At 69.1% G+C, this 13,276-nt stretch carries 13 protein-coding genes and 1 pseudogene; 8 read left to right on the top strand and 6 right to left on the bottom strand.

From position 1 onward, the window contains the following. Positions 1-142: 142 nt before the first annotated feature. The 3 genes and pseudogenes from folP to IPK71_32400 all read left to right on the top strand — a co-directional run bounded on the left by folP (position 143) and on the right by IPK71_32400 (position 3,059). Positions 143-1,009: a dihydropteroate synthase gene (gene folP, locus IPK71_32410; protein ID MBK8218459.1), complete on the top strand. Its 867-nt coding sequence runs from the start codon at positions 143-145 to the stop codon at positions 1,007-1,009. Beyond that, positions 1,003-1,785 (top strand): annotated as a pseudogene (locus IPK71_32405) (TIGR00159 family protein). The gene folP and the pseudogene IPK71_32405 overlap by 7 nt, the downstream one beginning before the upstream one ends. A 365-nt stretch (positions 1,786-2,150) precedes the next feature. Continuing rightward, complete coding sequence (locus IPK71_32400; GenBank protein ID MBK8218458.1) at positions 2,151-3,059, top strand: YbbR-like domain-containing protein; 909 nt, start codon at positions 2,151-2,153, stop codon at positions 3,057-3,059. 47 nt (positions 3,060-3,106) lie between these two features. Here IPK71_32400 and IPK71_32395 read toward each other — a convergent pair whose 3' ends face one another. Together IPK71_32395 and IPK71_32390 are read right to left on the bottom strand one after the other, a co-directional pair. Beyond that, entirely contained in the window at positions 3,107-3,982 is an 876-nt protein-coding gene (locus IPK71_32395) for an amidohydrolase (GenBank protein ID MBK8218457.1), read from the bottom strand. A gap of 35 nt (positions 3,983-4,017) precedes the next feature. Next, the gene (locus tag IPK71_32390; protein MBK8218456.1) at positions 4,018-4,707 is read right to left on the bottom strand and encodes an ABC transporter ATP-binding protein; all 690 of its coding nucleotides are present in this window, start codon (positions 4,705-4,707) and stop codon (positions 4,018-4,020) included. A gap of 157 nt (positions 4,708-4,864) precedes the next feature. Here IPK71_32390 and IPK71_32385 point away from each other — a divergent pair, with 157 nt between their 5' ends. The 4 genes from IPK71_32385 to IPK71_32370 are packed head-to-tail and all read left to right on the top strand — an operon-like array spanning position 4,865 to position 8,098. Next, positions 4,865-5,380: a winged helix DNA-binding protein gene (locus IPK71_32385; GenBank protein ID MBK8218455.1), complete on the top strand. Its 516-nt coding sequence runs from the start codon at positions 4,865-4,867 to the stop codon at positions 5,378-5,380. Further along, a complete protein-coding gene (locus IPK71_32380) occupies positions 5,373-5,939 on the top strand; it encodes a DUF4166 domain-containing protein (GenBank protein MBK8218454.1) in 567 nt (188 codons plus the stop codon). Before IPK71_32385 ends, IPK71_32380 begins: the two co-directional genes overlap by 8 nt. Beyond that, entirely contained in the window at positions 5,936-7,234 is a 1,299-nt protein-coding gene (locus tag IPK71_32375) for an FAD-dependent oxidoreductase (GenBank protein MBK8218453.1), read from the top strand. Before IPK71_32380 ends, IPK71_32375 begins: the two co-directional genes overlap by 4 nt. Before the next feature lie 39 nt (positions 7,235-7,273). After that, positions 7,274-8,098: a crotonase/enoyl-CoA hydratase family protein gene (locus IPK71_32370; protein ID MBK8218452.1), complete on the top strand. Its 825-nt coding sequence runs from the start codon at positions 7,274-7,276 to the stop codon at positions 8,096-8,098. Between the two features lie 78 nt (positions 8,099-8,176). Here IPK71_32370 and IPK71_32365 read toward each other — a convergent pair whose 3' ends face one another. Further along, positions 8,177-8,563 (bottom strand): hypothetical protein, encoded by a 387-nt coding sequence (locus IPK71_32365; protein MBK8218451.1) that lies wholly within the window; start codon positions 8,561-8,563, stop codon positions 8,177-8,179. 74 nt (positions 8,564-8,637) lie between these two features. Here IPK71_32365 and IPK71_32360 point away from each other — a divergent pair, with 74 nt between their 5' ends. Then, on the top strand, positions 8,638-10,437 hold the full coding sequence (locus IPK71_32360; GenBank protein MBK8218450.1) for a hypothetical protein: 1,800 nt from the start codon (positions 8,638-8,640) through the stop codon (positions 10,435-10,437). Between the two features lie 3 nt (positions 10,438-10,440). Here the strand turns inward: IPK71_32360 and IPK71_32355 are convergent, their stop codons facing one another. The 3 genes from IPK71_32355 to IPK71_32345 form a co-directional block, all read right to left on the bottom strand. Further along, positions 10,441-11,643, bottom strand: coding sequence for an acyltransferase (locus IPK71_32355; GenBank protein MBK8218449.1), 1,203 nt, complete (start codon positions 11,641-11,643; stop codon positions 10,441-10,443). Positions 11,644-11,706: 63 nt separating this feature from the next. Next, entirely contained in the window at positions 11,707-12,615 is a 909-nt protein-coding gene (locus IPK71_32350) for a hypothetical protein (protein MBK8218448.1), read from the bottom strand. A 24-nt stretch (positions 12,616-12,639) separates the two neighbouring features. Beyond that, entirely contained in the window at positions 12,640-13,245 is a 606-nt protein-coding gene (locus IPK71_32345) for a hypothetical protein (GenBank protein MBK8218447.1), read from the bottom strand. Positions 13,246-13,276 lie beyond the last annotated feature (31 nt).

Below are 13,276 nucleotides of genomic sequence, written 5' to 3'. Positions count from 1 at the left end.
CTACGGCAATGAGGCGAGGGTTCTGTCGAAGGCTCCAAGGAACGCACCGCGCGGCACACGCGTCGTCGTGTGACGACCTCAGGAACCACCGAGGCGGGCCTTCGCCCGGAGGTTCGTTTTGAGTGACAGGTCCACACGTTTCATGGAGGAGCTCGCCCGCGTCGTCGCGCGTGGTGAGGCCGCCGTGATGGGCGTGTGCAACGTCACCCCCGACAGCTTCAGCGACGGTGGCCGCACTTTCGAGGCCGATGCCTCCGTCGCGCACGTCGACGCCCTCTTCGACGATGGCGCGTTCGTGGTCGACGTGGGCGGTGAGTCGACCCGTCCCGGGGCCCCGCGGGTGAGCGCCGACGAGCAAATCCGCCGCGTTTCTAGCGCCGTTCGTCACGCGAGCGCGCGGGGCTTCGTGTCGGTCGATACGACGTCGGCCAGGGTCGCCGCCCGCGCCCTCGAGCTCGGCGCGCACGTCGTGAACGACGTCTCGTCGCTGTCGGAGCCAGAGCTCGCCGAGGTGGTCGCCTCCTACGGTGCGGTGCTGGTGCTCTCGCATGCGCGCGGGCATCAAGAGGCCATGGCCGGCTTCGGCGTGTGGCCGGAGGATGCCTACGGCGACGTCGTCGACGACGTGCTCCGTGACCTCGACGTCGCCCGCAACGAGGCCGAAAAACGTGGCGTTCGCGCGTTCGTCGTCGATCCGGGGCTCGGGTTTTCGAAGAGCTCGTCGCACTCCCTCGAGCTCCTCCGTCGCACGTCCGAGCTCGTGGCGCGCGCCGGCCACCCGGTGCTCGTGGGCGCGAGCCGAAAGTCGTTCCTCACCCTCGCCGCCGGAGAATGCCCCCCCACGGCGCGCCTCGGCGCCTCGATCGCCGCGGCGGTCGCGGCGCAGGCAGCCGGCGCGGCGATCGTCCGTGTGCACGACGTGAAAGAGACGCGCCAGGCCCTCTCTCTTTCGGCGGCGCTCGGGGCGCATGGCCCGCGTCGCGGCGGCGTCGAGGTGGTCTCGTGTTAGAGGGCCTCCTCCAGCTCTTCTCGCGCCGACCGGCGACCCAGGTGGCGATCGACGTCGTCGACCTGCTCATCGTCGCCTACCTCATCTACCGCGCGCTCCTCGTCCTTCGGGGAACCCGCGCGATGCAGATGGGCCTCGGCCTCGGGCTCATCTTGCTCGGGTACGTGGTGGCTCGGTGGGCCGGCCTCGTGACCACGTTCGCCGTGCTCTCGTCGCTGCTCTCGTCGATCTTCGTGCTCGTCGTCGTGGTCTTCCAGAACGACATCCGGCGCGGCCTCATGCGCGTCGGCTCTGGCGCGCTCGTCGGAGGGCTCACGCGCCAACAAGAGACGCGCGTGATCGACGAGATCGTCGCCGCGGCGACGGAGCTCGCCCGCCATCGTATGGGCGCGATCATCTGCCTCGAGCAAGAGGCGAACCTCGACGAGTTCGCGAACGCCCAGGGCACCACCATCGACGCCGCCGTGCAGCGCGATCTGCTCGTCTCGCTCTTCGTACCCGAGGGCGCGAACAAGCTCCACGACGGGGCCATCATCATTCGGAACCTCCGCGTCGCGAAGGCCGGCGTCTTCTTCCCGCTCCCCGACACGAAGGTCCTCGACAAGTCGATGGGCACGCGTCACCGCGCCGCGATCGGCATCACGGACGAGACCGACGCGGTGGTGGTCGTCGTCTCCGAAGAGCGCGGAACTATTAGTTTTTTCTTCAACGGAAACATCGTGCCGAACGTGGACGGCGCCGCGCTCAAAGAGGCGCTCGCGGGCCTCTTCGGCAAGAAGCCCGCGAAGAAGAAGGGGGCGGCCGTCGCGAGGCCCCAAGCTCCCGAAAAGCCCGCTCGATCGAGCACGATCCCGAAGGCGCCTTCCGTCGCGAAGACGCCGCTCCCCGGCTCGCTCGTGCCCGTCGGGAAGACGCCGCTCCCTGGCTCGCTCCTCCCCGTCAAGGGGGCCCGCTCCGCGACGCCGATGCCCGGCACGATGAAAGCCGTCACCGTACCGATCCCCGAAGAGTCCGTGCCGAGCGTCGTCTCCGTGGGTGAGCTTTCGCGGCCGATGCCGAAGATGGACCCCGTGCCGCGACCTGGCGAGGCCCCGAAGGAGCCCGACGTGCCCGGGGTCGACTCGGGCGAGGGGAAGGTCTGATGGCGGTCATCGTCGACGCCGTGCTCGAGAACTGGCGCCTCAAGGTCTTGAGCCTGCTCTGCGCGCTCGCGCTCTATTCTCAGAGCCACAGCGGACAAGACGCGAAGAGCGTCGTCGTGAACCTCGAGGCGCAGCTCCCCGACCGCGAGGACAAGGTGCTCGCCACGATGCTCCCGCCGGGCGTGCGGATCACCATCAAGGGCACGGGCGCGGAGCTCGACAACCTCCGCGCGAGCTCTCTCGGGCTCCAGGTCGACCTGCGCGGCGCGCGCTCGGGCCACGTCACGTTCGAGCCTCGCATGGTGCGCGGGCCGGCGGGCGCGCGCTTCGAGGTGATCGAGTTCGATCCGGCGGGTATCGACGTCGAGTGGGAAGATCGCATCAAGAGGGACGTGCCCGTGCAGGTCTCGGTCGTCGGCACGCCGGCGGCCGGGTACGTCGTCAAGGGCGCGCCGCTCGCCGAGCCGACGAAGGTCAGCGTCACGGGGCCCGCGAGCGACGTCATGGCCATGCAGGACGTGAAGGTCGGTGCGTTCGACGTGCGCGGGCTCTCCGAGGGCTCCTACCCGCGTCAGCTCCCGATCGTGGCCCTCCCGCCGCGTATGCGCGCCGAGCCGCCCACCGTGTTCGTCACCGCGAACATCGTCCGCGAGACGGCCGAGCGCCCCTTCTCGCGCCTCGCCGTGGTGGTGGTCGGAAACACGAAGGCGAAGGCGAAGCCGGCCGAGGTCGACGTGCGCCTCGTGTGCCCACCCGAGATCGTGCGTCAGCTCCGCACCGAGCAGGTCGTCCCGCAGGCCGAGGTCACCTCGAAGGAGGCCTCGGGCAGCGTGTCGGCGCCCGTCGTGGTCGCCGTCGACGGGTGCGAGGCCCACGTGACGCCGTCGTCGGTGGTGCTGAAGTGGTGATCCGTCCCGCGCGCACGGCGGCCTCCGACTGAAATAGGTCGATCGACCTAAATAGGCCCGAGCCCGTACAAACGCCGCGTGTTCTCGCCCAAGATGGCGGGCAGATCGTGCTCCTTCACCCCGTGCGCTTCGAGCCTCACGAGCTCGCGATCCCACGCGTACGGAAGGTTCGGGAAGTCGGTCCCGTAGAGGATGCGCTCGGGGCGCGCGAAGAAGAGCGGGCTCGGCCGCGCGCCGAAGTAGTCGGCGAGGACCATGGTCGTGTCGAGCCAGAGGTTGTCGTAGCGCTCGAGGAGCGCGAGGTAGGCGTCGTACTCGTCGGCGCCGAGGTGGGGCACGACGAGCGTGAGGCGCGGGTGCCTCTCGAGGACACGCCGCGTACGCTCGGCCGAGCAGAGCGCGTGGGGATCGCACTTGTAGGCGGCGCTCTTGGGCTCGCGCCCGGCGTGCACGACGATGGGTTTGCCGTGGCGCGCGCAGGCGTCGTAGATGCCCTCGAGGGCCTCGTCGTCCGGTGAGAAGCACTGCACGTGGCAGTGGAGCTTGATTCCCGAGAGGCCCATCGCGAACGCCTCTTCGACGATCCCTACCGCGTCGGGCTCGCCCGGGAGCACCGTCCCGAGGCCCGTGACGAAGGGATCGCTCGCGGCGATCTCCGCCATGTACGCGTTGAGCGATCGCGCCATGCCGGCCGTGTGGGCGTAGGTGAGCGCGATCACCCCCGAGACCCCGCGCGCCTTCTGGAAGGCGATGACCTCGCTCGAGCGGAGCGGGTAGCGGATCGGCCAACCGTGCGCGGTGAACCAGCGCCAGATGGCCTCGAAGACGCGGTCCGGGAAGAGGTGCACGTGCGCGTCGACCACGGGCGGGAAGCCTTCGGGGACGCGGCTCCCCTCGGCGTCGTCGACGAGCATACCGGGCATGGGGAACGCGCCCACGCAGACCGGCGTGCCCTCGCTCATGCCTCGCTCGTCGCCGCGGGGCCGGAGTCGTTTCGGTACGGGCCCGACTCGCGGCGCTCGTCGTGGAGGACGCGCCCGTCCCGGAGCGTGACCTTGCGGGGCATGCTGTCGGCGAGCGCCATGTTGTGCGTGACGACGACGATGGTCGTCCCGCGCGTCTTGTTGATCGAGAAGAAGAGCTCGTGGATCTGATCCGACGTGCGCGAGTCGAGGTTTCCCGTGGGCTCGTCGGCCAAGAGGAGCTTCGGCTCGAGCACGAGGGCACGCGCGAGCGCGACGCGCTGTTGCTCGCCACCCGACAGCTCGCCGGGCCGATGCGAGGCCCGCTTCTCGAGGCCGACCTCGGTGAGGAGCGCCATGGCCTGGTTCTCGAGCTCTTTGCGCGGTCGGCCCTGGATGAGCCCGGGCATCATCACGTTCTCGAGGGCGTTGAACTCGGGCAGGAGGTGATGAAACTGGAAGACGAAGCCGATGAGGCGGTTCCGTAGCCCCGCGAGCTTGGCGCTCGACATGGTCGAGAGCTCTTCGCCGGCGAGCTTGAGGGAGCCCGTGCTCACCACGTCGAGGGTGCCGATGCAGTGGAGGAACGTGCTCTTTCCCGCGCCGGACTGCCCGACGATCCCCACGAGCTCTCCCTCGTCGATCGTGAGATCGATGCCCTGGAGGACGTCGAGCGAGCTCCCCATGTGGAGGAAGGACTTCTTGACGTTCGACGCGACGACGAGCGGCTTCGGCACGCCCCGCTCTTAGCAAAGATCGCCGGCGAAGAGGGAGGTTGTGACCCTCGGTCGGCATTCGTCAACTATGTTGACAAGTTACGGTGGGCCGGCCTACGACCATCGCATGGACCGCCCGAAGACCGCGCCCCGCCCGCCGAAGCCCGGGAGAGCGCAGAGAGCCGCCCAGGACCCCGACGTGTCTCCGCCCTCCGAGAGCGCCGGACAGAAGCTCCTCCGCGCCGCGCGGCTCCTCGACGAGGTGCTCGTGGCGCGCCTCAAGCGGGTGCGCGCCGAGGCGAGGCCGTCTCACGCGAGGCTCTTGCCCTACGTGGACGCGGAGGGCACGCGCCTCACGGTCTTGGCGTCGCGCCTCGGGGTCACCAAGCAGGCGACCGGTCAGCTCGTGGAGGAGCTCGAAGGCGAAGGCCTCCTCGTGCGCGAGGCCGACCCCGAGGACGGCCGAGCCAAGCGCGTGAAGCTCACGCCACGGGGAAAAAAGGCCGTCTCGGACGTGACGGCCCAGCTCGCTCAGCTCGAGGCGGGCCTCGTCGCGGCGCTCGGCGAGGGCCAAGGCGCGGCGCTCGAGGCGATGCTCGCGTCGTCTCTCTCGTACCTCGAGGCGGAGCGGCGGCTTGGGTGAGCCCGAGAGCCCGTACCGCGAGGTGCTCGGGCCACTCTATGGAGACCTCGCGCCCGCCGTTCGTGCGATGCACGGGGCGCGCTTCTCGGCGCGAGGTACCCTCGACGTGACCCACGGCCGCTCGTTCTTCGCGCGTGCGCTCGCCCGTGTCTCTGGCGCGCCCCCCGCGCGTCGTGCCTGCCCGGTCACGCTCGAGGTGGCCCCGGAGGGCCGCGGATTTCGCTGGACCCGCTCGTACGACGGGCACGTCGTTCGCACCGAGCAGTGGGTCCTCGGCGGTCGGGTGGTCGAGGCGCTCTCGGGCCTCGCCGTGCACTTTGCGTTCGAGGTCGAGCCGTCGGGGGCCCTCGTGTACCGCCACGAAAAGACGACCCTCGGCCGCGGCGCGTTCACGGTCTCCCTCCCGCTCTGGCTCGGCCCTAAGGCCGAAGGGCGCGTCGCGCCGAACGACGAGGGCTCGGCGCGCATCTCGGTCTCGGTCCGGCTGCCCATCGTGGGCTTGCTCGTCGCCTACGAAGGTCTCATGCACGTGGGCCAACACGGAGAAAATCGACAATGATCACGAAGGTTTCCACGTTGATCGTCGGCGCGGGCATGAGCGGCCTCGCCACCGCCGCGGCGCTCGGTCCTCGCGAGAGCTACCTCGTGCTCGAGGCCGACGGCGAGCTCGGCGGGTACTGCAAGACCGTCAAAAAAGACGGCTTCGTGTGGGACTACTCGGGCCATTTCTTCCACTTCAAGCACCCCGAGATCGAGGCCTACCTGCGCGAGCGCATGCCCGGCCAGAACATCGTGACGGTCGAGAAGAAGAGCTTCATCGCGTACCCCGGCGGGCGCGTCGACTTCCCGTTCCAGAAGAACATCCACCAGCTCCCCAAACAGGATTTCGTCGACTGCCTCGTCGACCTCTACTTCGCGCGCGCCCCGAAGGAGCTGCTCGGAAAGTACGCGCACCTCGCCCCCTCGCAGGAGCGGGGGAGCTTCAAGGACATGCTCTACGCGCGCTTCGGGCGCTCGATCGCCGAGAAGTTCCTCGTCCCGTACAACGAGAAGCTCTACGCGTGCGACCTCTCGACCCTCGACGAGGACGCGATGGGGCGCTTCTTCCCGCACGCCGATCTCACCGAGATCGTGGCGAACATGCGCACGAGCGACAACCACTCGTACAACGCGACCTTCACCTACCCCGAGGGCGGCGCCATCGAGTACGTGAACGCGATCGCCCGCGACGTGGATCCTTCGAAAATCGCCCTCCGCGAGCGCCTCGTCGCGATCGACCTCGAGCGCCGTGTCGCGCGCACGTCGTCGCGTGAGATCGCCTTCGACACGCTCGTCTCCTCGATCCCGCTCGACAAGCTCGTGCGGCTCTCGGGCGTACCTCACGACCCCGCGACGTACTCGTGGAACAAGGTCTTCGTGTTCAACCTCGGGTTCGATCGCAAGGGCCCGGACGACGTGCACTGGATGTACTTCCCGTCCCGGGAGACCTCGTTCTACCGCATAGGTTTCTACGACAACATCTTCGGCACCGACCGGATGAGCCTCTACGTGGAGCTCGGCTACGCGAAGGACGCCGAGGTCCCCGCGCCCGATGTCCTCCTGCCGCGCGTGCTCGCCGACCTCGAGCGCGAGGGCGTCGTGACCGGGCAGAAGCTCGTCGCCGAGCACCACGTGCTGATGGACCCGGCATATGTGCATATTACACAGAAGTCGAATCACGAGGTCGCCCGGGTGCGCGAGGTCTTGGCGAAGGGCGGCGTCCACACGATCGGGCGCTACGGAGGGTGGACGTACTGCTCCATCGAGGACAACATCGTCGAGGCCCGCGCGAAGGTGCGCGAGCTTCGAGGCTGAGGGCGCGGCCGCGGCCGCCAAGGGCTAAAAAGGTAAACGATGACGAACGGTTACAGCGCCTTCGAGGTGAAGGTCGAGGGGCACGTCGCCGAGGTGACGATGCTCGGGCCCGGCAAAGGAAACGCGCTCGGTCCCGAGTTCTGGCGCGAGTGCCCCGAGGTGTTCGAGCGCCTCTCGAAGGACGACGACGTCCGCGCCGTCTTGCTCTACGGCAAGGGGGAGAGCTTCACGTACGGGCTCGATCTCAAGGCCATGATGCCCGTGCTCATGCCGCTCGTCGCGCCGCCGAACCTCGCCAAGCAGCGCACCGCGTTCCTCGACTTGGTCATCGATCTCCAGCGCGCCGCCGACGCGATCGAGGCGTGCCGCAAGCCCGTCATCGCGTGCCTCCACGGCCAGTGCATCGGCGGCGGTATCGACATCGCCGCCGCGTGCGACATCCGGCTCGCGAGCGCCGACGCGAAGCTAAGCGTGCGCGAGGTTCGTGTGGCCATGGTGGCCGACCTCGGGAGCCTCCAGCGCCTGCCGCGCATCCTCGGGCAGGGCATCACGCGCGAGCTCGCCTACACCGGCAAAGACGTGTCCGCGGCGCGCGCCAAGGAGATCCAGCTCGTGAACGAGGTGTTCGCCGACAAAGAGGCCCTCCTCGAGGGCGCGCGCGCCATGGCTCGCGACATCGCGAAGAACCCGCCGCTCGTGGTCCAGGGCATCAAAGAGGTGCTCGACTTCGGCGAGCGCTCGCGTGTCCGCGACAAAGAGCGCTTCGTCGCCGTGTGGAACTCGGCCTTCCTCGCGTCGAGTGACCTCGCCGAGGCGATGGCCGCCTTCATGGAGCGCCGCGAGCCCGTGTTCAAAGGCGAATAGAGGCGACCGGGAAAATGCAACGAGCCCCGCGCGACCCTCGGGTCGGCGGGGCTCTGTCGTTCCGCGAGGCCTACGAATTCAGTAGGTGCCGCCGCCGCCGTCCGACGGGGGGGTGGGCACCGGGCACGCGTTGCCCGTGTAGCGGAAACACTTGCCGTTCGTGGTGTCGCAGCAGCTCGTGCCGGAAGCCTCCTTGGGGCAGGTGTTCTGGCATTCGCTGTCGTTCGTGCAGCCGACCTTGCACGTGTCGACCGGGGCGGCGTCCTTCGGGGTCGTCGCCGAGGGCTTCGGGGCCGCGTCGGTCGCCGTGGCGGTGGGGGCGGCGTCGGCCGGGCCGTCTTCGACCGGCACCTCGGAGCCCGCGCACGCGAAGAGCATTCCGCCCGACACGAACAGCGTGCAGATGGCCACGAGAGCGGCGGGGGAGACGTTGCGGGAGCCCGGGGTGCGCGTAGGGGACGACATGCGGTTGCAGATGGAGTACTCGAGGAACTGCCCCTCGACAACCTTCGAACCCGAAAAATCCGAGGCGTAGGTTCATGTCTCACCCCGAGAGCCCAAGTCCTGACGCACCCGGTCGACCCGGGGTGCGTCACGTGCTCCGGGCGTTCCTCGATCGAGGACCGGAGAGGTCCTTCCTCGTCGGGCTCGTGGTCGTGGGAATCCTCGTGTTTTTGCCTGCGATCCGGTCGCCGCTCCTCTTCGACGACTACATCCACCGGTCGATGGCGAACGGAACGTTCCCCGCGCCGCGCGGACCGTTCGACTTTTACGATTTCGTCAACGGCCACGACCGCGCCCTCTTGCTGGAGCGCGGCATCGTCCCTTGGTGGACCGACCCGGCCCTCGAGATTCGCTTCTTCCGCCCGCTCTCGAGCCTGCTGCTCTACGGCGACCACCGCACGTTCGCGAGCGCGCCACTCGTCCTGCACGTGCACTCGTTCTTGTGGTGGGTGCTCGCGGTGCTCGGCGCGCGCGCCCTCTTCGTCCGCTATTTTTCGCCTCGCGTGGCCCTCTTCGCCACCGCGGCGTTCGCCCTCGCGCCGGCCCACGTGCTGCCTCTCGCGTGGCTCGCGAACCGCGAGGCGCTCGTGTCGCTCGCGCTCGGACTCGTGGCGCTCGTCCGCTACGAGGACTTTCGCGACGAGGCGCGGCCCAAAGACGCCGTGCTCGCGACGCTCCTCTTCGCGCTCGCGTTCCTGGCCGGAGAGTACGCGCTCCTCCTCGGCGGCTACGTGGTCGCCTTCGAGGTCTTCCGGCCGAAGGGGCCGAGCACGTCGCTCGGGCGTCGCGTCGCAGGGCTCGCGCCGTTCGTCGTGCCGCTCGTCGCGTACCTCGTCGCGCGGCGCGCGCTCGGCTACGGGACCACGGCGTCCGGTTTCTACTCGGACCCTACGCGCGATCCGTTGGGCTTCCTCGCTGCGGCCCCGAAGCGGCTCTCGTGGCTCGTGCTCGGGGCGTGGCTCGCGCTCGATGGTGAGGCGATGCGGCCGTCGTACTCGGCCGTCGCGCTGGTGCTCGCGGCGGTCGCGCTGCTCGTGTTCGTCCGTCCCGCCGTGCTCGCCGCGATCCGCGCCCTGGACGATCTGCCGAGGAGGCGCGCGATGGCCCTCGGCTCGGGCTCGCTCTTGTCGCTCGTGCCGGTGCTGTCGGTGCAACCGTCGCCTCGGCTGCTCGAGGCCGCGCTCGTCGGTGTCGCCGCGATCGTGGCGCTCGTCGTCGACCACGCGTTCTTCACCGAGCGCACCGCCGGCCCGTTCCCGAAGGGGGAGCGCGCCGCGCAGGTGGCGCTCTTGTTCCTCTTCGCGCACTTCGTCGAGGCCCCGATCGTGTCGCGGACCCACGCGCGCACCGTCCAGCGTGTGGGCATGCGCTTCGCTTACTACGCGGGTAAGTTCTCGGAACGATTGGGAGATCCGGAGAAGGCTCGGGTCATCGTCCTTCGCGACTCGGGCAGCGCGTTCTACCTGCCGTTCGCGCTCGGGCCGACCGGGGCGCCGCCGCGCTCGTGGCGCGTGCTCGCCCACACGGGTCACGTGCTCACGCTCCGCGACGGCGACACGTCGTTCTCGCTGAACGTCGGAAAGGATTCGACCGTGTTCCCGCTCGGCCACGGCAACCTCTTTCGCAAGGACGAGGCGCGCCTCCCCGTGGGGAGCGTCGTCACGATCCCGGGGCTCACGGCCCACGTCCTCGAGGCGAACGCGTCGGGGCCGACGGCCGTCCGCTTCGTGTTCGACGGCCCCCTCGACGACGCGGTGTTCGTCTCCGAGACGCAGAAGGGCTTTCGCATCGAGACCCTCCCCGACCCGGGGTTCGGCGCGCCGTTCGATCCCTGAGCGTCAGCGCGCGAGCTTCTCGCGAATGCGGAGGGTGGGCTTCTCGACGAGCACGTGGAGAACGTACGCGAGCGCGATCGAGAGGATCATGAGGACCACGAAGGAGAGCGGCCAGTTCGCCCACATGGGCACGCCTCGTTTGTCGAGCGCCTTCGCCATCGGGACGACCACGTAGTCGAGGATGGGGATGTGAATGAGGTAGATGCCGTACCCGAGCGTCGCCACCACGCGGAAGATCGGGTGCGACATGGCGCGGGCGAACGCGCCCTTCCCCGTGAGGAAGACGAGCAGACCCGTGAAATACATGATGGACGTGATCGTCCCCCACGCGAAGAGGTGGAAGATCTGCACCGCGTCGGTCCCGAAGCGGTCGGGCTTCATGAGGAGCCACACGCCGAGCATCGCGGGGAGCGAGAGGAGCGCGCGCGCGAGCGGATCCTCGATGACCTTGGCGATGCGATCGCCGTAGCGGAAGAACACGAAGGCGAGCGCGATGCCGCACACGAGCGTATCGAAGCGCGTATACGTCCGGAAGTAGACGGCCTTCGAGAGCGCGATGTCGGTCCAAGGGGCGCCGCGGAGGTAGACGGCGAACCTGACGACGAGCGCCGACGCCCACAAAATGCCGAGCAGCGTGACACGTTGGGCGTCGGTCCGGAGGCGCCAGAGCACGTAGAAGAGCAGCGGGACCGTGAGGTAGAACTGCTCCTCGAGCGCGAGCGACCAGCCCCAGAACATGACGAGGTTGTCCCTGCCGAGGGGCAAGAAGTTCGTGAGGTACACGGCCTCGTAGGGCAGGTGCGCGCGCTGCTCGGCCGAGATGTGCGTCGTGAGCGCGAGCACGGCGAGCACCACGTAGTACGAGGGGAACGTGCGGAAGATGCGGCGGATGTAGAAGCGCTTGAGGTTCTGGGTGCCCGACAGCTCGAGCGAACGCAGCAGGATCGTGCCGATGAGGAAGCCGCTCAGCACGAAGAAGAGGTCCATGCCGAAGAACACGGCGAGCGAGGTGGCCGCGTAGTCGCCGTCGATCGGGAGGTGCTGCTCGCCCGCGAAGACGAGCGTCACGTGGTACTGCACGACGCTCAAGATGCCGAGCACACGGAGCCCGTGGAGCATCGGGAAACGGTTGTCGAGGGGATCGAGGGCGAAGAAGCCGCGCCGTGGCTCGGGCTTCTTTCCTTCCGTCGCGACGTCGGTGCTCACGGGACGCGCACCGTACACCGGTCGCGCCCGGTTCGCGACATCACGTTCGTAAGGTCGGGCCGCCTAGGGCCATGACCCATAAGGTGCCGGACTCGTTGGGAAAAATGCCCGGACGATCGCGTCGATGCGGGCGACCTTCGCGGCGAGCACCGCGTCGCCCCGGGAGCGCGCGGCGAGCAGGGCGTGGTCGTTCATGAGCCACGAGAAGATCTCGGCCTTGTCTTCTTCGAGCGAGGCCGTGGCATACCGCGTGACGAAGCCGTCGGGCCCGGTGGGCGCAGAAGCCTCGGGATCGCGGATCGTGCGGCCTCCACCCTCGTAGCGAAAGTCCGCGGGGTTGAGCTTCTCCCACGCGGGATCGACCACGACGAGGCCGTCGTCCGCGAAGTCGACGAAGTGAAAGACCTCGTGGTGCACGAGCCTCGCGAGGAAGGCCGGGCTCGCGTCGGCGTCGACGAGCAAGGTCGACGCGTAGTTCGGAAGCGACGGGATGGAGCGCCCGCCCTCTTCGAGGTCCTCGCAGAAGATCACGCGCCGGAGCTTCGCCTTGCGCAAAAAGCCCTTCGGATATCGCCCGAGCTCCTTCGCGAGCGCGCCCCTCGCGGCCTCGAGCTTCGCGCGCGAGGGTGGGCGCGCCGTCACCGTTCCGTGCGAGAGCGGCAGGGAGAACGCCGCGCGAGGGAGCATCGCCTCGACCCCGTCGGTCACCTCGGTCCCGTCGGGCGTGAAGCCTTTCTCGAGGAGGCCTTCGCGCGCCCGGCGATCGAGCTCCTCGGCGCGCTCGGCAGAGGCCGCGGCCGCGTCGAACGCCCTCGTGCTGAGCACGGCCGCCGTGACCGTCACGATCGACGCGAGGGTGAGCAAGATCGGCATCGGCCCGAGGAGCGTGAGGAGCCCCGGGCGATGCACGGGGATGCCATGTTTTCCCTCGTGGCCGTGCTCGTGACCGACGTGATGATGAGGGTGCGTCACGGCCCTACGCGCCGCCCGCGCCCATCACGGCTCCACGACTTGAACGGCGAACGCGCCCCGCCCGGTGCCGACCGAGACGAGCACCGTCGCGGCGTCGTCGCTCGAAAAACATAGCTTTCCGTCGCGTGGGATGGCGACCTCGGGGCCCTCGGCGGCCGTGTCGCCGTGCCCGTCGCGTACCACCACCACGAGGTCCGTGATGCTCGCATCTCGTGCGGTGAGTACCCGGTAGCAGCGCCCCGCCTTGGCTTGGAAACGCGTCTCTTTCGCCGGGTCACCGTCGGAGGATTGCCCGGCGAATGCGGGGCCGAGGGGGCGAAGCTTGCAGGATGCAACGATTCGCGCGAGGGTCTCTTCGGGCCGCCCGACGCCCACGGCCCCCCGGGTGCACGAGGCCGACGCGTCTGCTTCGAGCTTGGCCACGTGCGAGCCCTTGACGCCCATCGGAGGCACCGGCAGCGCGTCGGGGAGGCCCGACGGGAGGGGGCTCGGCGCGGGAGCCTGCGCGCTCGCGCTCGGGGCCGGCCCTGCACCGAGCACGGGGACTTTGGCCTCGCCTCCGGGGCCGCACGCGAGGGCGGCGACGAGGCCGAGGGTGGGGAGCACGAGCGTCTTCGCGAGCCGGTTCATGGGCAGACGACGATACCTCGCCTCGAGGCGC

The sequence above is a fragment of the Myxococcales bacterium genome (assembly GCA_016712525.1).
Taxonomy (GTDB): Bacteria; Myxococcota_A; Polyangia; order Polyangiales; family Polyangiaceae; genus JAAFHV01.
The sequence above is the reverse complement of the archived record's forward strand: the minus strand, read 5'-3'. Positions and strand labels throughout refer to the sequence as shown.